12 protein-coding genes, 7 tRNA genes, 2 rRNA genes and 1 pseudogene (1 of these 22 only partly in view) are annotated in these 18,949 nt (G+C 48.5%); 7 read left to right on the forward strand and 15 right to left on the reverse strand.

Going from position 1 to position 18,949, the window contains the following annotated elements; translation table 11 throughout:
- Positions 1-88 precede the first annotated feature (88 nt).
- The 5 genes and pseudogenes from ACE3MZ_RS22275 to hisS all read left to right on the forward strand — a co-directional run bounded on the left by ACE3MZ_RS22275 (position 89) and on the right by hisS (position 4,797).
- Entirely contained in the window at positions 89-727 is a 639-nt protein-coding gene (locus ACE3MZ_RS22275) for a LysE family translocator (protein ID WP_411344268.1), read from the forward strand.
- A gap of 171 nt (positions 728-898) precedes the next feature.
- Positions 899-1,414, forward strand: coding sequence for a peptide-methionine (S)-S-oxide reductase MsrA (msrA, locus tag ACE3MZ_RS22280; protein ID WP_411344269.1), 516 nt, complete (start codon positions 899-901; stop codon positions 1,412-1,414).
- Between the two features lie 100 nt (positions 1,415-1,514).
- Entirely contained in the window at positions 1,515-2,282 is a 768-nt protein-coding gene (locus ACE3MZ_RS22285; RefSeq protein WP_411344270.1) for an ATP-binding cassette domain-containing protein, read from the forward strand.
- Positions 2,279-3,037, forward strand: a pseudogene (locus tag ACE3MZ_RS22290) (ABC transporter permease). The gene ACE3MZ_RS22285 and the pseudogene ACE3MZ_RS22290 overlap by 4 nt, the downstream one beginning before the upstream one ends.
- A 437-nt stretch (positions 3,038-3,474) precedes the next feature.
- Positions 3,475-4,797, forward strand: a complete 1,323-nt coding sequence (gene hisS, locus ACE3MZ_RS22295) for a histidine--tRNA ligase (protein ID WP_411344271.1) — start codon at positions 3,475-3,477, stop codon at positions 4,795-4,797.
- 129 nt (positions 4,798-4,926) lie between these two features.
- Here the strand turns inward: hisS and ACE3MZ_RS22300 are convergent, their stop codons facing one another.
- Positions 4,927-5,889, reverse strand: a complete 963-nt coding sequence (locus ACE3MZ_RS22300) for a copper amine oxidase N-terminal domain-containing protein (protein WP_411344272.1) — start codon at positions 5,887-5,889, stop codon at positions 4,927-4,929.
- 245 nt (positions 5,890-6,134) lie between these two features.
- Here ACE3MZ_RS22300 and ACE3MZ_RS22305 point away from each other — a divergent pair, with 245 nt between their 5' ends.
- Both ACE3MZ_RS22305 and ACE3MZ_RS22310 read left to right on the forward strand, forming a co-directional pair.
- Entirely contained in the window at positions 6,135-6,425 is a 291-nt protein-coding gene (locus tag ACE3MZ_RS22305; RefSeq protein ID WP_411344273.1) for a DUF6509 family protein, read from the forward strand.
- A 124-nt stretch (positions 6,426-6,549) separates the two neighbouring features.
- Positions 6,550-7,302, forward strand: coding sequence for an NAD(P)-dependent oxidoreductase (locus tag ACE3MZ_RS22310; RefSeq protein WP_411344274.1), 753 nt, complete (start codon positions 6,550-6,552; stop codon positions 7,300-7,302).
- Positions 7,303-7,490: 188 nt separating this feature from the next.
- Here ACE3MZ_RS22310 and ACE3MZ_RS22315 read toward each other — a convergent pair whose 3' ends face one another.
- From ACE3MZ_RS22315 to ACE3MZ_RS22380, 14 genes are all read right to left on the reverse strand, one after another.
- Positions 7,491-8,675 (reverse strand): response regulator, encoded by a 1,185-nt coding sequence (locus ACE3MZ_RS22315; protein ID WP_411344275.1) that lies wholly within the window; start codon positions 8,673-8,675, stop codon positions 7,491-7,493.
- A 103-nt stretch (positions 8,676-8,778) separates the two neighbouring features.
- On the reverse strand, positions 8,779-10,695 hold the full coding sequence (locus ACE3MZ_RS22320) for a histidine kinase (RefSeq protein WP_411344276.1): 1,917 nt from the start codon (positions 10,693-10,695) through the stop codon (positions 8,779-8,781).
- Positions 10,696-11,533: 838 nt separating this feature from the next.
- Positions 11,534-12,358, reverse strand: a complete 825-nt coding sequence (locus ACE3MZ_RS22325) for a carbohydrate ABC transporter permease (RefSeq protein WP_411344277.1) — start codon at positions 12,356-12,358, stop codon at positions 11,534-11,536.
- A 17-nt stretch (positions 12,359-12,375) separates the two neighbouring features.
- Complete coding sequence (locus ACE3MZ_RS22330) at positions 12,376-13,266, reverse strand: carbohydrate ABC transporter permease (RefSeq protein ID WP_411344278.1); 891 nt, start codon at positions 13,264-13,266, stop codon at positions 12,376-12,378.
- Between the two features lie 361 nt (positions 13,267-13,627).
- On the reverse strand, positions 13,628-14,959 hold the full coding sequence (locus ACE3MZ_RS22335) for an extracellular solute-binding protein (RefSeq protein WP_411344279.1): 1,332 nt from the start codon (positions 14,957-14,959) through the stop codon (positions 13,628-13,630).
- A 539-nt stretch (positions 14,960-15,498) separates the two neighbouring features.
- Positions 15,499-15,572 (reverse strand) — tRNA-Pro (locus ACE3MZ_RS22340).
- A gap of 11 nt (positions 15,573-15,583) precedes the next feature.
- A tRNA-Arg gene (locus ACE3MZ_RS22345) sits at positions 15,584-15,660 on the reverse strand.
- A 3-nt stretch (positions 15,661-15,663) separates the two neighbouring features.
- Positions 15,664-15,738 (reverse strand) — tRNA-Gly (locus tag ACE3MZ_RS22350).
- A 58-nt stretch (positions 15,739-15,796) separates the two neighbouring features.
- A tRNA-Asp gene (locus tag ACE3MZ_RS22355) sits at positions 15,797-15,872 on the reverse strand.
- 4 nt (positions 15,873-15,876) lie between these two features.
- Positions 15,877-15,950 (reverse strand) — tRNA-Met (locus ACE3MZ_RS22360).
- Positions 15,951-15,971: 21 nt separating this feature from the next.
- Positions 15,972-16,047, reverse strand: a tRNA-Val gene (locus ACE3MZ_RS22365).
- Between the two features lie 6 nt (positions 16,048-16,053).
- Positions 16,054-16,125, reverse strand: a tRNA-Glu gene (locus ACE3MZ_RS22370).
- A gap of 64 nt (positions 16,126-16,189) precedes the next feature.
- Positions 16,190-16,306 (reverse strand): 5S ribosomal RNA (rrf, locus tag ACE3MZ_RS22375).
- Between the two features lie 62 nt (positions 16,307-16,368).
- A 23S ribosomal RNA gene (locus tag ACE3MZ_RS22380) occupies positions 16,369-18,949 on the reverse strand (it continues 349 nt past the right edge of the window).

The following is an 18,949-nucleotide window of genomic DNA, read 5'->3' on the forward strand; positions in this document are numbered from 1 at the left end:
TTGCCTGCCATGAGATGTTATATTAAACTGAAATGTATGACTTTTCATTTTCTTGCATACATATTGATAAACAGGAGGAAGTATATTAGTGGATATTTATTTGAAATATATTCTGATTGGGCTAACCATCGCTCTGCCGATTGGTGCGATTACGGTGGAGATGATCAAGCAAGGCTTGAAGAACGGCTTTATCCACGGTTGGGCGGTTGGTCTCGGTGGCATGACGATTGATCTGACGCTGATTGTTGTGCTGTATTTTGGCGGAGCATCCGTATTATCATTGCCGTATATCCAGATTCCACTCTGGCTGATTGGTGCTGGATTTCTTGCGTATCTAGGTTATGATTCCATCCGTAATGCCGACAAGGACATTACGCCAGCCGATAGCAAAACGCAAAAATCATTCTTCGCCACTTACCGCAATGGCTTGCTCGTCGCCATTTCGCCGGGGAATCTAGTATTCTGGGTATCCGTATTTGGAGCCGTGCTCGCCAGCTCATACGATACACGTCAACAGGGCGGCTTTGTAATTGCAGCCTGTGGGATTCTGAGTGGTATCCTTGCTCATGACATAGTGCTGTTAAGCATCGTATCGGTGACACGTAAAGTGATGAGTCGCCAAGCGATCAAGATCGTCTCTATAATCGCCGGTTTGCTATTGATCGGATTTGCGCTTTATTTTGTATACCAATTTGTATTGGCGCTCATGCCGTATTTGAGATCATAATGTGACACGATCATAGCTACATACTGCATGAATATACATGAATGTCACACTTGAGCAGATTGCATTCGGAATATAGATTTTGCTGCCTTCTCTTCAAAGAGCGGTGGTATAATGGGAAGAATTTAGATGACATATCATCGTATATTGCATAGGAAATGAGGAATGATTGGGATGGAAAAAGCAACATTTGCTGGCGGGTGCTTCTGGTGCATGGTGACACCGTTCGAGGAACAGCCGGGGATTCATGGCATCATATCTGGATATATGGGCGGTACAGTCGAGAATCCAACCTATGAGCAGGTATTAACTGGCGAAACCGGGCATCTGGAAGTCGTGCAAATTACGTATGATCCTGACATTTTCCCGTATGAGCGTTTGTTAGAACTATATTGGCCGCAAATCGATCCAACGGATGCAATCGGTCAGGGCAATGATCGTACTAGCCAGTATCGGGCGGCGATTCTGTACCATACCGAGCAGCAGCGTGAGCTTGCCGAGCAATCCAAAGTGGATCTGCAACAATCCGGTCGTTTTGAACAGCCGATTGTGACTGCGATTGAACCTGTATCCGTCTTCTATCCGGCAGAAGAATACCACCAGAATTTCCACAAAAAAGATCCGAAATACTACAAAGAATCCCGCATGTATTCCGGTCGCGACGAGATTATTAATAAGTACTGGAAATGATCACAATGGAGACATATGGTTATACGTGCGCTATCCCTCGGCTCTACTGATTCATTGTCCATGTCTATACACGATGTCGGACTAGAAAAGGAGTGCTTATATGCCGTCATCCCTTTCAACGCGAGCTACCGCCATTCAGTTTAAACAGGTATCTGTACATCTAGTAACATCAGCAGATCAACCGCCTGCAACGATTTTGCAGCATATCGACGGCGAGATTGCGCAGGGCAGCATAACGATGCTGATCGGCCCTTCCGGCTCCGGCAAGAGCACACTGTTATCGCTATGCAATCTGCTGCTAACTGCCAATGAAGGCGAGGTGTCCGTACAAGGAACGCTCGTGCACGACTGGCAGATAAATCAGCTGCGGCGAACGGTAGGCATGGTGTTTCAGGATTCACCGATGCTGCCGGGAACGGTGCGCGACAATCTGTTGACTGCCAGCCGACTGCATCAGCTTCCAGTGGACGATCCGGTGCAATGGCTGGAGCGTGTCGGTCTATCGTCTGATCTGCTGGAGCGACAAGCAAGCGAGCTATCTGGTGGGCAAAAGCAACGGATTGCGCTAATACGGACACTCATCGGTCAACCGGCTATTGTACTGCTGGATGAGATTACATCTGCACTCGATCCATCGTCTGTGCAGCATATCGAGCAATTATTACTACAGCTCAATCGAGACAAGGGCACCACGCTAGTGTGGGTCACGCATCATCTGGAGCAAGCGCGTCGTATCGGGCAGTATATCTGGTATTTGGAGAATGGGCGGCTCGTCGAAACCGGCACAGCCGATAAGATGCTGTCTCATCCACAAACGGATGCAGCACGACAATTTCTGTCATCCACACAGGAGAATCCTACGCTATGAGTATTCTGGCGCTAAGTTTGTCCCTATCGTTTGTGCTGCTTGCTGTTGTGCTGTCACGCTCCTTCAAGCTCGGTTTGGAAAAGGACGTTATGATTGCGATGCTGCGTGCCGCTGTGCAGCTCATTATAATCGGCTACATTTTGAATATGATCTTCGGGTTACAGCAGCTATGGGTCGTCGCGTTATTCGTTCTGCTCATGATCGGTGTCGCAGCTCGCAATGTCGCCAGCAAGGGCAAGCGCCTACCTGGATTTGCTATAAAAGTATTTGGCACCTTCGTGATTGTGGAGCTGCTCACACAAGCGATTATGCTTGGACTTGGTATCATCCCGGCAACCGCACGTTATATCATTCCGATCAGTGGGATGATTATCGGCAATTCGATGGTACTGGGCAGTCTGCTGATCAGCCGTCTGCGTTCCGAAGTCAGTCTGCGATAGCGTGAGATTCTGGTCATGCTATCGCTCGGGGCAACGCCACGACAGGCGATTTTGCCAGTCCTCAAAAGCGCAATTCGCTCCAGCATGATCCCTACCATCGACGGTCAGAAGACGATTGGACTGGTGCAGCTACCTGGTATGATGACAGGTCAGATTATCGCCGGTGCTGATCCGATTACGGCGGTACGCTTTCAGCTGCTGATTGTATTTACCTTGATGACATCTGCTATTGTGACCAGTATTCTGCTCGGTCTGCTAGTTGCACCTAGTCTATTTAACAAGCATCAGCAGCTGCAATTGGATTGGCTAAAATAAGCGATTCCCGCTCATCGACATGCGATTGATCTGTTCATGATCATTCGTCTATATCGAATATAGTTCGTAAATCCAGTCTTGCATTTTGCGAATGACGGGCATATAATGGCTAATAATTCAAACGGAAGCCCTGTGCTCCCGACTACATGGATCGAAGGAGGAGATTGTTGTATGAAGCAAGCGGATACTATGATTTGTCGTCTGGATGTATCGTGGATCATTCCATCATGCGGAGTCTCCTCCATCGGTCTGACCGGAAAGCTGTATCATTTTCATAGGCGTTAGCCAATCTGTTGAATTATACAACAGGGTGGCTAGCGCTTTTCGCGTTGGCCTCCCTGCGGGATATGAAACGCGCAGGACCAAGAGGTCCTGCGCGTTTTTTGTTTGATACCGTCCAACCGGCATATCCTACCTATCCCGAAGGAGAGATTATTATGCAAACCCTGTATATGCAAAATGTCAAAGGCACGTCCGACTACACGGGCGGCGAACAACGGCTGCGCCGACAAATTCGCAATCTGCTGGAGCAGCAGTTTTCCTGTTTTGGCTACGAGGAAGCGGAGACTTCTGTACTGAGTGAACTGGAATGGCTGACTTCCAAATACGGCGGTGGCGAGGAAATCACCAAAGAAATCTATCAGTTGAGCGATCAACGCGGTCGAGAGCTTGGATTGCGTTACGACCTGACGATGCCGCTGGCGCGCTTGCTGACCTTGAACCCCGGTCTGCGTCTGCCATACCGCCGTTTTGAAATGGGCAAAGTGTTCCGTGACGGGCCAACCAAGCGCGGACGGCTGCGTGAATTTTGGCAATGCGATGCCGATGTAGTCGGTCTGACCGGACCAGAAGCGGAATTGGAGCTGTTCCAACTGGCCATGCAGTCATTTGACCAATTGGATATTCCGGTGGTCATTCGCTGGAACAATCGGCGCCTGCTGGCAGAAGTGCTAACAGCGCTTGGTGTGCCGGAAGCGTTGCTCTCCTCAGTCATGCTCACGCTCGATAAATTGGCGAAAATCTCCCGCACCGACGTTGCTACCGAATTAAGCGGCAAAGGATTGAATGCCGCCTCAACAAATCGCCTGATGGAGCTTATCGACCGCGATCCTCAGCAATTGACACTAACCGCCCTTTCGATTGCATACGGATTGGAAGATCAGCCGGGGTGCAGAGAAGCTATGCGCTTGCAGCAGTTACTGACGGCTCTAAACATGGACGAAGTATGTGTATTCGATCTCTTTCTATCGCGTGGATTATCCTTTTACACCGGCACTGTATACGAAATCTTCGATGCCACCGGTCAATACACATCCAGCCTCGGCAGCGGCGGACGATATGACGGCATGATCGGCAAGCTAGCTGGCGATCCAGAATTGGAGTTGCCTGCGGTCGGATTGTCATTTGGATTGGAATCAGTGATGGAATTGTATCGCCAGCAGACGCAGGCGCAAGCGATTTTGCGCAATTGTGCTGCTATAGATGTGGCTGTAATACCGATTGGGGACACAGTGGTGGAAGCTGTTTGTACGAGCGGTTTACTGCGCGCGGCAGGCATCTCCACCATTACGGATACGAGTGGCCGCAAGCTCGGCAAATTGCTGAACAGTCTCTATACGCGTGGTATTCGTTTTGTAGTGTTAATCGGCGAAGATGAAGTACGTACACAGCAGGTGAAGCTACGCGATCTGGCGGAAGGCGTAGAAATGGCTGTGCCTGTGGAGGAAGCAGTCCACCGACTGACGCAGCTGTGTTTGTAACATAACAAAGGAGCACAACAAAACAGCGGATCGAATAGAAAAGTATCCGATCCGCTGTTTTACTAACTATAGTTTCCAACATCGTAAAACAATATCTAGGTTCCGTCTCGCATAGTGCACAGGTTGTGGCTATAGTGTTTCATCTAATACTCCAAGCACAGTGCTGTCCGCAGATGTATCTGTCATTGTCACTCTCATTGAATAGCTGGCACCATCGCAAAGCAATTGCAATGCAGCTGCTGTACGTCCATCTTTCCATTCTGTTTGATATTGAAAAGATTGATATTGCATCGAATAAACCAAACTTGTTAGCTGCTTGTTTCCTTGTGGTTCTTTAAATGATTGATCTTTGGTGAATTTCCCCAGATTACGACTAAACTCATTTTTGACACCAACATAAAACCCAAGCATAGTAGCCACATTGTAAGGATCAGCAGCATTGTATTGCGATACATCAACATCTGCTATCATCCTAACCAAAGAATCATTGTAAAAAATAAAATACGTTGTACTTGGATTATCATTAATTGTATCCATATACTGCATGATCGTAATGCTATTATTAGAGGACTGGTCAACAAACATATGGTCATCCTTAACAGCTTTTAGCTGCTCTGGCGCTATGCCCCACAAATGTTCAAATGAATTCAAGATTGGCTTTTCGCCAAGCCAGACCGCATAGCGGATCGTATCAATCCCAAACACTTTACCTGTAATCTGACCAAGCGATTTCAGTGAAATGAATGCAGTTCCGTTTATTTTTTGTGGAGCAGTTGATAGAGCTTTTTTGCTACCATTCACTTTTGCCGTTTTGCTGGTAAGAGTGAGTACAATATAATTACCTTCATTGTTTTTCATGCTCCACACATTGGATTGAATACTTGTCGTATAGCCAAGTGCAGTAAAAGCAGTTTTTAGCGGAACCATCATCGTTCCATTTTGCATAACAGGTACGGACTTAGCATCCAATTGCACCTGATCCACATACAGCCGATAAGCGGGAGTCGCTGCCGACGCATGATGTGGATAAAATATACCGCTTATGGATAATGCTACAATACATATTACGCTTGCTAATAAAAACTTCCTCATTCTATGTAACCCCTTTTTATGTAGTGTATAAAGATTATATCACCTACCAGCATAGAAAGAATAAAGAAACTATCCAGCAGCCTATGTAATGAAATGGATCGCTACACTCGCCATTTTGTTCACCGCTTCATCCCCTGTTTACAACCATGCTATAATAGAGCAGGCACTGCGCGGCTGAGAAGATGCGCAGAGGCACAATCACTTTGACACAAGTGCAGCTTCGTCTGCGCAGGAGGTATATAGCTATGGACATGACAAGTTATCAGGTGGAGTGGATTCGCGATCCGTTCGGCATTTTATCCGGCAAGCGTTATGAGTTCAGAATCGATCTGGATGTGGATGCGGAGGACGATCTGTACACACCGAACGGTGTATATATTCGCGCCGTTTATCGCGTAGAAGACAAACAGGGCAAGCTGGTCACATACGATCTGGTCGAAAAGGGAACCGATCGTCTGCTCGAATTTGATCTGGAAGATGATGAAGAGAGCGAACTGGCAGCATTTTGCGAACAGCACTGGCAAGACGCTGAATAATCCTGTTTTCCACTTACGTTTCGCTTCATGATAGTGAGCGAATTCGCAACATACACAGGATGCCTTCCTATACGGATACGCACAATACGGACGTGACATACGCATTTCGTGGGAGGAATGGAATATGAATATTACCTTACTCGGTTCCACCGGTCGTACGGGTCGGCTTATTTTGCAGTATTTGCTACGTGCTGGACATGATGTTACCGTGCTGGTACGTTCACCCGAACGCTTGCAGGAGCAACTGTTTACGACCGACATTCCTTCGCTGGATCAGCAAGGAGTGCCGATTCGTGGCGAAAGGGAGCTGTTGCAGCCTTCTTTTGCCAATATGATCGAGACGGTCACGCCTACAGCAGATGGGATACGCAGCAAGGATACACGTTTGCATCTATTGACTGGCGATACGCGTAACAGTACCCATCTGTTTGCTGCTTTGAATGGAGCAGATGCAGTGATTAGCGCCATCGGTACTGACAAGTCCGATGCATTAACTGTGACGATGAATACGTTAATTCCACTTATGCAGCAGCAATCCATTACTCGACTGATCACCATCGGCACCGCTGGCATTTTGCAAAGTCGTACCGCCGCTGACCGCTATCGCTACGAAACCGCCGAATCAAGGCAGCGTAGCACCCGTGCCGCTGAGGAACACCGCAAAGTGTATGAATGGCTGCACGAGTCCTCTCTACAATGGACGATCGTCTGCCCGACCTATTTGCCGGACGGCGAATATACAGGCGGCTACCGAGTAGAACGCGACATGTTGCCGGATGGTGGTAAACAAATCTCGACCGGAGATACAGCTTATTTTACCTATCAGCAATTGCTTGACGATCGCTATATTGGCTATCGGGTCGGACTCGCATACTGATTCACTGGTTCGTTCCCTTCCAGTTCACCGCTGACCAAATCCATTACACTGATCAAGTACTCTCTTCTCCACATTATGCGAAAAACTCACCCTTGGCGCACCGCCGCAGGATGAGTTTTTTGCGTATTCACAGATCATAACGATGCACATGTGCAATTGCACTTCACACCATCAGTTCCCATTCACACTCAATGCTCCAGTACATGTTGCTGCTGCCGATATTCTGTCGGTGTGAGCATATACTTTTTCCGAAATACTTGTGTAAAATGCCGCACACTCCCATACCCGATCTGCTCCGCAATATCCACCAGCCGCAGATGTGGGTTCAGCAATAGTTCCCGCGCCTGATCCAGACGCAGTGAGATTACATATTCTTTATACCCTTGCCCCGTCTTCTGCTTGAACAGCTGGCTAAAATACACCGGATTCAAAAACACCACCGCCGCCACCTTTTCCAGCGATAATTCCTCTTGAAAATGCGCCTGAATATATTGCAGCGCCATCCGAATTGCTGTATCGCTACTTTTGCCCTCCGGCTGCTCATACATAGCGACAGCTGGGCGATGACGCAGTTGCTTTACCTTTTCCCCCACCTGTTCAAACCCGCGATGCGGACCAGAATGCACCGTATACAATGATTGCGTTTTCAAGCAACGCTGCAACTGTTCCACAATCCGCTCCTGCAATTCCTCTATGCACACATCTGCACGCAGCGATACCAACCCTAGCAGGCTATGCCGATCCAAACTCACCACAAAGCCGCGCCCGTACTCCTGCATCAGCTCGGTGAGTACATTTTCTACAATAAAATGCTCCAATGGACCATGATTCCCACCCTGCTCCAATTCGGCAGAGATCAGATAATACTCCGGGTAATCGTCCAATAATGGCTCCAAACTAATCTTACCGACACTCAGCCCCGCCGCCAACCGTTGAAATGCCGCCTCGCGCAAATAATGTAGCCCTTCACGCAGCGTCTCCTCTTCCTGCACATGATTGCGCTCCTGCACAATTTCCGCCGTCAGTGTCTGCATCAGCTCGGTCAGCTTTGTTTTACCAATTGGCTTGAGCAAATAATCGCGTGCGCCCAGATGCACCGCCTGCTGCGCATAACTGAATTCGGAATGCGCCGAGATGACAACCCATTTTGCCTGCGGCTGCTTATTGCGGGAGATACGCATCAGCTCCAGCCCATTGATGCCGGGCATTAGAATATCTGTCAGTACTACATCCATCTGGTAACGGCTCATCAGCTCCACCGCTTCCTCTGCCGATGCTGCCAGATGCACATCATATTGCGGAAATGCATTGCGAATCGTCCGCTTGATACCTTCTCGTATAAAATTCTCATCGTCAGTGATCAAAATATGCATGATTCTGTCCTCCTTCATGATATTTCCGATCCATTACTTCTTCCCTGTAGCTAGCTCCGTATCGCACGTTTGAGTTAGTTCCACATCATTCGCTGCTATCATCTCACTCGATGTTGTTACTGTAACCGCCTGCGCTCTTATGATCTGACTCAGCTTTATTGCTGCGATTCACCGTACCATCATTGTATTCATACGAATCGGCTGCCAACGCTGGCGCCGCCCATTCTACTGGCAAAGGCAGCCGCAACGTAACCGTTGTCCCTTGACCAACCCTGCTCTCAATCCCAATTCCGTATTGCTCGCCAAACATATATTTCAGCCGCTGATGTACATTTTGCATCCCAATTCCCTGACGAAGCTTCGCCACCGTCATGCCATCGTTACCTTGCGAATCCTGTTGCTGATCCGGCAAATGCAGAGAACGACGCAACCGATTTAGCGTCTCTGGCGTCATTCCTGCCCCGTCATCCTGCACACGGATATTCAGATACTTCTCATCCGGCACCGCCTCCACGAGCAAATGACCCTGTTCCCGCTGTGCCTCCAGCCCATGCTTGACCGCATTCTCAATCACTGGTTGTAACAGCATTTTGGGCACGATCAGATCCAGCCATCGTTCATCAATGACAATCTCCACCGTCAGCCGATCCTCAAGTCGCATCTGAATAATAGTCAAATAATGCCGAATTTGCTCCACTTCCTCGCGCAGCGTTACCTCTGCATTGCCTTCCCAGTGACTGCTGTATCGGAACATCTGCGATAACGACAGTACCACCTCGCCCAACCGATCATTGCCCTTTTCATCCAGCATCCAGTAGATCATATCCAGCGTATTATACAGAAAGTGCGGATTCACCTGCGATTGCAGCGCATGTAGCTCGGCATTCTTCTCACTCACCGTGGACAGCTTCACCCGCTCAATCAGCTCCTCCACCCGCCGAACCATATGGTTAAACGAATCCACCAAGCCGTTAATCTCCTCATACGACGTCACATTGACCATCCCGTGGAAATTCCCGTTCTCCACCTGCTTCATCTGCCGTACCAGTCGACCGAGCGGCGAAGAAATCGTCCGCGACACAATCAACGCCACTAACGCCGAGAACAACAGCAAAATCGTCACCACAATGAATAAATACCGCTTCGTCTGCGCCAGCTCCACATTCAGATCCTGCGATGGTGTCGTACTTACAATCGTCCAATCGATTTTATCCAGCCGCGAAGCTGCCACCAGTGTCGTTCCATCCTGCCGCACCGTCACTTCGCCCGGAATATCCGGCAGCTCCAGATGCTCTGGCAGACGTGCAGGCTGCGGGTTCGGCTCTAGCGAGATTGCTACCGGTTGACCGGTGCCATTCACGATATTCACCTTGCTGTTCGGTCCCAGCTTCAGATTGTTGACCGCAGCCACAACCGTATCCGCCTTCGCCTCAAACAGAACAATCCCAATCTGATGCTGCTCATTCAGATCGAAGATCGGACGCCCAAACGCAAATACCGGCGAATCCTCCATCGTATCAATCAGCGAATGTGAGAACACACCGAGCCACACCATTTTGCCAGTCGATGCATTAATCTGCTTATACCAGTCGGATGAAGCATAATTGGGATCAGTCACAGTCGTATAATTGCCGTAATCGTAGATTTTGCCGTTCTCCCCGATAATATGAATACCGACCAGATCGTCACGGGAAAAATAAATCGCACCCATCATATTCGTAATATTGTGCTGATTCACATACTCTACTTGCGGCGGCAATATCCGTTTCTCCGCCACCAGCCGTACAATATCCGCATTCGTACTGATCGACTTGGACAGACTGTCATAACTGGCGAGAAGCAGATCCAACAGCCCTGCTGTCTGCGATACATTTTTGCGAGCAATCTCGCCTAGCTTATCATGAAACTGCGTCGTCGCCCGGTTATAAAACAACACCGTCACAATCAACAAAATCGCCGTCATACATACCAAGAACAGCACAAACAACCGATGATGAATCGACCGAAACCTGCGCGGCACACCAACCCCTCCCCCATAAACCGCCTACTCAGCACCTAACTGTCACCTTTTCCTTTTCCTTTTCCTTTTCCTTTTTCATTCAACATTCAACATTCAACCTTCAACCTTCAACCTTCAACCTTCAACCTTCAACCTTCAACCTTCAACCTTCAACCTTCAACCTTCAACCTTCAACCTTCAACCTTCAACCTTCAACCTTCAACCTTCAACCTTCAACCTCAATTGTTAAACTGTACACTTCAAAAGTCTACTCTTTTCACACCACTCCACAACTTTATACGCGTACTCTGTTCACGTCACTCCGCGATTACTTTCACAGAAGACTCTCTCACTCATAATCCCAATTCCCGGCTACATCAAGCTACACGACACCGTCTCTTACAAGTCAAACAGCGACAGCAGCGGAAGCTCATTCCCTCTGCTCCGCACCTGTCGCCCACAACCTGTCCCCTCATCTCCAAATCATACCAGACTACATGATATCAGAGGGTTTATTTTACAAAATAATATATAATTGTGCTTACATGAGAACGATACAATCTACAGCACATGCTACGCATAACTTATAACACTTTAACAGCATATACGTACTTCTCCATCTGATCGTCCTTTGAACAATCCTTTCAACAATCTTTCAAAAAACTTCATAATCCAATAATGAACATCCCAGAGTCAAAACCTCAGAGTAAATATCTTAGAGCGAATACTCTAGAGCAAACATTTTAGAACAAACATCTCAGAGCAAACACCTTAAAGCGAATACCTTAAAACGAATACCTTAAAACAAACACCTTAGAGCGATCGTCGATCCACCCAGCGTATTACGTTCAACGTCAACCTACCCTTTAACCGCTCCCGCAACCATACCTTTCGTAATCCGCTCCGACAGGATAAAGTAGATAATAATAACCGGCAACGCACCCATAATCAGAAACGCCCCGATATTACCGTAATTGACCGAATACTGGCTCACAAACGTATACACCCCAAACGGCAGCGTCTTGAGATTCTCTGACGAGATAAACGTCGCCGCCACAATATACTCGTTCCAAATATTAATAAAAGTCAGAATACACACCGTCATTACCGGCGGCATCGAAATCGGCAAAATAATACTGCGAAAAATCCGATATACACTCGCCCCATCGATAAACGCCGATTCCTCAATATCCGTCGGAATTGCTCGCATAAATCCGCTCAGAATAAACACCGCGATCGGAAGCGCAAATGCCGTATACGGAATAATAATCGCCCAGCGTGTATCCAGCAGATGCAGGTTTTTGAAAATAATCATTAGCGGCAGCAGCGTCGCCTGCATCGGAATCATCATTCCTAGCAAAAATAGCAGCATCACATACGGTCCGTACTTCCACTTAAACCGCGAGATCGCATACGCCGTCATCGCACTAAGCAAAATCACCGCAACTAGCGTCACACCCGTCACCAGCACACTGTTGCCCAGATACTTGAGATAACTGCCCGACGTATAGGCTTCCGCATAATTATGCCATTGCGGAATCTTCGGAAACGAAAAGAAACTGCCACTCAAAATCTCTTCATTCGTTTTCAGCGAGTACATGAGCAGCCAGAACAACGGATAGATCTGCGTAACGACCAGAACGGCGAAGAGCAGATAGACAAACCCTTTTTTCACTTTTACCATCGTATATGCTCCTCTCCTCAGGTCACTTTACGTTCAATCCGGTTAAAGATAAAATTAATCACTACCGTAATGATCAGACAGAATACGACCAAGAACGTCGCCACCGCACTGCCGTACCCATATTTCTGGGATAAGAACGACATATTGTACATATGCGTCGCAATCGTATCCGTCGCGTGTGCAGGGCCCCCGCCCGTCATAACCATTACCAGTTCAAACGCTTGCAGCGAGCCGATAAATGCCAGTACAATTGAGATTTTAAAAATAGGCACAATCATCGGAAATGTAATATACCGATCCGCCTTAAATCCTTCCGCACCATCAATTTTCGCTGCTTCATAAATCTCATCGGGAATATTCTGTACCCCAGTAAACTGAATCAACAGATGATATCCAAAATACTGCCACAACGATACAAAATACAGAGCGTACATCGCATACGCTGGCTCTGTTAACCAGCTGTGCGTCCAATTCTCCAATCCCAACTGTACCAGAATCCCGTTCAACATCCCGCCCATCGAAGTCGGATTGTAGATCGTTTTCCACAGCTGACCGAGAATAACGTTCGACAGAATGACAGGTACAAAATAAATCGTCACCAGCCGATTTCCCTTACGCACATACCGATTCAACAAAATCGCAAATAACAGACAAAACGGAATCTCAATCATCGAGAACACCGCATACATCACCGTCCGCTTCACCGACGGCCAAAAGTTATTGTCTGCAAACAACAGCGTATGGAAGTTCGCCAGTCCTACAAATTTCGCGTCCCCAATCCCATTCCAATCCAACGTCGCCGTATAAAAAGAAACCAGAATCGGCACAAACACCGTCCCGATATATAACAACAAACAAGGCAACACAAACACCGCAATCGTCCGCGCTGGCACCTTGAGTACATTCATGGTTGCTCCCCCTCCTTTTTCTATATCCTTGTTAAGCATCATCAGTACTTCTTAAAAATAACAGGGACGCAACCGGCGCCCCTGTCATTTTTTCCACTTGCGCCTATTCATTTTCACTCAACGGATCGCTATCGCATTTTCACTCAACGGATCGCAATCGAAGTCGATAAAGTATGAACTACCAACCTCACCGTTCATCTTTGTAAATCATTTGGCTGATTACTTCTAACTCAAATCCAAAATAAGTATTGCAAGTGACTCTACAGCACTCATTTCCTCAATTCAGATTGAATTCAAGTGCTACCCAATTTTCACTTCACTAGTTCAGATTCGATTCCAGTATCGTCCAACTCTTACCTCATCAATTCGGGTTTGCTTCAAATGCTGCCTGATGCTCCTCAGCCACTTGCTTCGGATCGACCTGCTGTACAAACAGGTTTTGAATACTGCTCAAATGCACCTGCGATACAGCCGGATTCATCGTATTATCAAACGACAAATCGCCGCCTTTGATATTTTTGAACAGATCCAGCACTTCAATCGCCAGTGGAGAGTAACCCGCTGCTTTGAAGTCGCCGTCCACTTTCTGACCAATACCTACCGCATTTTTCAAATCAAACGACACCTTCGGATACTGAGTCGCAAAATACTTCAAGAAATCCTTCGTTTCCGTTAAATGCTCACTATTCGCAGACACTGCAAATGCACTACCCGGCGCTAGCATGTATTGATCTGGATCGCCTTTGCCATTAACCGTCGGGAACTTGAACACTCCCACATCTTTGCCGACTGTAGACGAATCATTCGCCCCCGTCTCCCACGTACCGATAAAGAACATTGCCGCCTGCCCTGTACGGAACATATTACCGCCTGCTGTCGCATCAATCGAAGTTGCACCATCCGGGAATGCTCCCGCCTGTACCAGCTTCTCAAACGCCTCTACCGCTTCAGTAAACGCAGGATCGTTAAACGTCTTCTTGCCATCTGCAACATCCTGCAAGAAGCCCGGCCCACCGTTCGTACGCAGCAAGATGTTCATGAACAAAAATGAACCTGTCCAAGAATCTTTCTCCCCGATCGCAATCGGTGTAATCCCTGCCGCTTTCAGCTTGCCTACATCTTGTAGCAACTCGTCAAATGTAGTCGGTGGTGCAGCAATACCCGCTTTTTCAAACAGCGCCTTGTTGTAATAACCTACCTCGATATTATTCCCATCCGGCAACGCGTATACTTTGTTGTCCTTGCTGTAATAATCGAGCAGGCCCTTTTGATATGTATCACGAAGGCCATCCTGATCGAGAATATCGTCCAACGGTGCCAGCAAACCAGCATCTACATAAGGCTTCATCTGTGCAGCCGGATTCACGATGGTGATATCAGGAATCTCGCGCGAAGCTGCCTGTGTTTTCAATTTCAACTTCTGCTGATCCGTATTGAGTGTATCCAGTGCAATCTCAATATTCGGATGATCCTTCTGATATTGATCCACAATCTGACGAATCATTTTGTACGTCGGTGTCGTTGGATCTGGATAAATATTTTGGAACGTAATCGTCACTTTCTCGCCGCTCGTCCCCGTTCCTGTACTGCTGGCACCTTGACTACCAGAATCGCTATTCCCACAAGCCGCCAATCCCAACGTCAATGCTCCTGCCATTACCAATGATAAAAGTCTGCCTGTCTTTACCACCATCTGTGTTCATCCCCTTTGATGAATATCTGTTTGATTAAACCATGTATAATCGTTTAGCCGAATATCCACATTATCATGTAAACGCTTACTAAGAACAATACAGAAATTCAAGTAATAAGGTTCGTGTTTTTAAGGTGTTTGTAAACTTTGTAAGCAACGATACTCTAAACGAAAGCACCTAAAACCATGAATTTCTACAGCTTCATCTCCCACAACTCTCTATCCCTCTATCCCTCTATCCCTCTATCCCTCTATCCCTCTATCCCTCTATCCCTCTATCCCGAATAAGTTTATCTTCAAAATATCTAATTTCAATACAAATAGCCCATCCTAACCTAAACAAATTAACTCGCAACGCCAAACATTAAATAATAACTGCGTCCCATTAAACAAATGAAAATCGAACAACAACGTACAACAAAAAAGGTCGAAACAAAACAACCCCAAATAAAAAAGCACTTTTATGAGAAAAGAGACTGTGTACACAATCAACAATTCTTCTCATAAAAGTGCTTTTTATTCCGCATTCCTCTATACAATCGGGATGACACGATTTGAACATGCGACCCCCTGGTCCCAAACCAGGTGCTCTACCAAGCTGAGCTACATCCCGTTAAAATAAAATGGCGCGCCCTAAGAGATTCGAACTCCTGACCTTTTGATTCGTAGTCAAACGCTCTATCCAGCTGAGCTAAGGGCGCAAATGGAGCGGACGACGGGAATCGAACCCGCGACCCTCGCCTTGGCAAGGCGATGCTCTACCGCTGAGCCACGTCCGCGTCTTGCTTGTACTTCTCAGTCCATTTCCTCTTTTCGTCCGAAAACCAAAAGTAAAAATGGCGGAACCGACGGGATTTGAACCCGCGATCTCCTGCGTGACAGGCAGGCATGTTAACCCCTACACCACGGTTCCATCATTGCGGGGACAGGATTTGAACCTGTGACCTTCGGGTTATGAGCCCGACGAGCTACCGGACTGCTCCACCCCGCGTCATTGATAAGAAAATCTAGATGGTGGAGACTGAGGGGATCGAACCCCCGACCCTCTGCTTGTAAGGCAGATGCTCTCCCAGCTGAGCTAAGTCTCCATCTCATGACCCGTAGGGGATTCGAACCCCTGTTACCTCCGTGAAAGGGAGGTGTCTTAACCCCTTGACCAACGGGCCATACTATCAAAATGTAATGCCTAATCCCTATTACGGGCGAAAAAAAATCCCCTAAGGGGAATACGCTTGGCAACGTCCTACTCTCCCAGGACCCTGCGGTCCAAGTACCATCGGCGCTGGAGGGCTTAACGGTCGTGTTCGGGATGGGTACGTGTGGAACCCCTCCGCCATCATCACCAAACGTGCAGATGTGTTGATCACCTGAAAACTGAATCCGAAACGATCCATCGCGTGTCTAGAATCTTGGATAAGCCCTCGACCGATTAGTATTGGTCAGCTCCATGCATTGCTGCACTTCCACCCCCAACCTATCAACCTCGTCGTCTTCAAGGGGTCTTACTAAACTTGGGAAATCTCATCTTGAGGGGGGCTTCACGCTTAGATGCTTTCAGCGCTTATCCCGTCCGCACGTAGCTACCCAGCGATGCTCCTGGCGGAACAACTGGTACACCAGCGGTGCGTCCATCCCGGTCCTCTCGTACTAAGGACAGCTCCTCTCAAATTTCCTACGCCCACGACAGATAGGGACCGAACTGTCTCACGACGTTCTGAACCCAGCTCGCGTACCGCTTTAATGGGCGAACAGCCCAACCCTTGGGACCTACTTCAGCCCCAGGATGCGATGAGCCGACATCGAGGTGCCAAACCTCCCCGTCGATGTGGACTCTTGGGGGAGATAAGCCTGTTATCCCCAGGGTAGCTTTTATCCGTTGAGCGATGGCCCTTCCATGCGGTACCACCGGATCACTAAGCCCGACTTTCGTCCCTGCTCGACTTGTAGGTCTCGCAGTCAAGCTCCCTTTTGCCTTTGCACTCTTCGAATGATTTCCAACCATTCTGAGGGAACCTTAGGGCGCCTCCGTTACATTTTAGGAGGCGACCGCCCCAGTCAAACTGCCCACCTGACACGGTCCCCGTACCGGATCACGGTACTAGGTTAGAACTCAGATGCGATCAGGGTGGTATCCCAACGGCGCCTCCAAGGAAGCTTGCGCTCCCTCTTCCAAGGCTCCCACCTATCCTGTACAAATCGCACCCCAGTTCAATATCAAGCTGCAGTAAAGCTCCATGGGGTCTTTCCGTCTTGTCGCGGGTAACCTGCATCTTCACAGGTATTAAAATTTCACCGGATCTCTCGTTGAGACAGCGCCCAAATCGTTACGCCATTCGTGCGGGTCAGAATTTACCTGACAAGGAATTTCGCTACCTTAGGACCGTTATAGTTACGGCCGCCGTTTACTGGGGCTTCGGTTCATAGCTTCGCCCGAAGACTAACCACTCCCCTTAACCTTCCAGCACCGGGCAGGCGTCAGCCCGTATACTTCGCCTTGCGGCTTCGCACAGACCTGTGTTTTTGCTAAACAGTCGCTTGGGCCTTTTCACTGCGGCCCCCTCGTGCTATTCACACTACCGGGGCACCCCTTCTCCCGAAGTTACGGGGTCATTTTGCCGAGTTCCTTAACGAGAGTTCTTCCGCGCGCCTTAGAATTCTCTTCTCACCTACCTGTGTCGGTTTGCGGTACGGGCACCTGCTTCCTGGCTAGAGGCTTTTCTTGGCAGTGTGAGATCATGACCTTCGCTACTGTAAGTTTCGCTCCCCATCACAGCTTGACCTTAGAGTGTGCGGATTTACCTACACACCAGTCTCACTGCTTAGACAGGCATCCATCAGCCTGCGTCACTACCCTCCTGCGTCACCCCGTTGCTCATAGCGGCTTTCGGTGGTACAGGAATTTCAACCTGTTGTCCGTCGACTACGCCTTTCGGCCTCGCCTTAGGTCCCGACTTACCCTGAGAGGACGAGCCTTCCTCAGGAACCCTTAGGTTTTCGGCGGATCAGATTCTCACTGATCTTTTCGTTACTCATACCGGCATTCTCACTTGAAATGATGTCCAGCGCTCCTTGCGGTACACCTTCAATCCTCATTCAACGCTCCCCTACCCCTGATACAGATGTATCAAGCCATAGCTTCGGTGGTGTGTTTAGCCCCGTTACATTTTCGGCGCAGAGTCACTCGACCAGTGAGCTATTACGCACTCTTTCAATGGTGGCTGCTTCTAAGCCAACATCCTGGTTGTCTGGGCAACTCCACATCCTTTCCCACTTAACACACACTTCGGGACCTTAGCTGATGGTCTGGGCTGTTTCCCTTTCGACAATGGACCTTAGCACCCACTGTCTGACTCCCGGAATAAAGTCTGCGGCATTCGGAGTTTGACTGAACTTGGTAACCCTTGCGGGCCCCGCATCCAATCAGTGCTCTACCTCCGCGACTCATCTTCCGAGGCTAGCCCTAAAGCTATTTCGGGGAGAACCAGCTATCTCCGGGTTCGATTGGAATTTCTCCGCTACCCCCACCTCATCCCCGCACTTTTCAACGTGCGTGGGTTCGGACCTCCAGTACGTGTTACCGTACCTTCATCCTGGACAGGGGTAGATCACCCGGTTTCGGGTCTACGTCCACGTACTACAGTCGCCCTATTCAGACTCGCTTTCGCTGCGGCTCCGGCTTCTCACCTTAACCTTGCACGGGAACGTAACTCGCCGGTTCATTCTACAAAAGGCACGCCATCACCCATAGATCGGGCTCTGACTTCTTGTAAGCACACGGTTTCAGGTTCTATTTCACTCCCCTTCCGGGGTCCTTTTCACCTTTCCCTCACGGTACTGCTTCACTATCGGTCGCTAGGGAGTATTTAGCCTTACCAGATGGTCCTGGCAGATTCATACGGGGTTTCACGTGCCCCGCACTACTCGGGATCCGTCTCGGAGGGAACACACTTTCAACTACAGGGCTTTCACCTTCTACGGCGGGCCGTTCCA

The organism is Paenibacillus sp. WLX1005, from assembly GCF_046603685.1.
In the GTDB taxonomy this organism is placed as follows: Bacteria; Bacillota; Bacilli; order Paenibacillales; family Paenibacillaceae; genus Saccharibacillus.